Raw genomic sequence first — 1,296 nt, forward strand, 5'->3', positions numbered from 1 at the left:
TCAAAGCCTCCCACCTATCCTACACATCAAGGCTCATGTTCAGTGTCAAGCTATAGTAAAGGTTCACGGGGTCTTTCCGTCTTGCCGCGGGTACACTGCATCTTCACAGCGAGTTCAATTTCACTGAGTCTCGGGTGGAGACAGCCTGGCCATCATTACGCCATTCGTGCAGGTCGGAACTTACCCGACAAGGAATTTCGCTACCTTAGGACCGTTATAGTTACGGCCGCCGTTTACCGGGGCTTCGATCAAGAGCTTCGCTTGCGCTAACCCCATCAATTAACCTTCCGGCACCGGGCAGGCGTCACACCGTATACGTCCACTTTCGTGTTTGCACAGTGCTGTGTTTTTAATAAACAGTTGCAGCCAGCTGGTATCTTCGACTGATTTCAGCTCCATCCGCAAGGGACTTCACCTACGTATCAGCGTGCCTTCTCCCGAAGTTACGGCACCATTTTGCCTAGTTCCTTCACCCGAGTTCTCTCAAGCGCCTTGGTATTCTCTACCTGACCACCTGTGTCGGTTTGGGGTACGATTTGATGTTACCTGATGCTTAGAGGCTTTTCCTGGAAGCAGGGCATTTGTTGCTTCAGCACTGTAGTGCCTCGTCATCACGCCTCAGCCTTGATTTTCCGGATTTGCCTGGAAAACCAGCCTACACGCTTAAACCGGGACAACCGTCGCCCGGCCAACATAGCCTTCTCCGTCCCCCCTTCGCAGTAACACCAAGTACAGGAATATTAACCTGTTTCCCATCGACTACGCCTTTCGGCCTCGCCTTAGGGGTCGACTCACCCTGCCCCGATTAACGTTGGACAGGAACCCTTGGTCTTCCGGCGAGCGGGCTTTTCACCCGCTTTATCGTTACTTATGTCAGCATTCGCACTTCTGATACCTCCAGCATACCTCACAGTACACCTTCACAGGCTTACAGAACGCTCCCCTACCCAACAACACATAGTGTCGCTGCCGCAGCTTCGGTGCATGGTTTAGCCCCGTTACATCTTCCGCGCAGGCCGACTCGACCAGTGAGCTATTACGCTTTCTTTAAATGATGGCTGCTTCTAAGCCAACATCCTGGCTGTCTGGGCCTTCCCACATCGTTTCCCACTTAACCATGACTTTGGGACCTTAGCTGGCGGTCTGGGTTGTTTCCCTCTTCACGACGGACGTTAGCACCCGCCGTGTGTCTCCCGTGATAACATTCTCCGGTATTCGCAGTTTGCATCGGGTTGGTAAGTCGGGATGACCCCCTTGCCGAAACAGTGCTCTACCCCCGGAGATGAATTCACGAGG

The 1,296-nt window shown here is 53.2% G+C and carries 1 rRNA gene; it reads right to left on the minus strand.

Annotated features, from left to right (window positions below):
- A 23S ribosomal RNA gene (locus AACU94_RS24640) occupies positions 1 to 1,296 on the minus strand; the annotation flags it as partial.

This window comes from Escherichia sp. E4702, from assembly GCF_963883545.1.
In the GTDB taxonomy this organism is placed as follows: domain Bacteria; phylum Pseudomonadota; class Gammaproteobacteria; order Enterobacterales; family Enterobacteriaceae; genus Escherichia.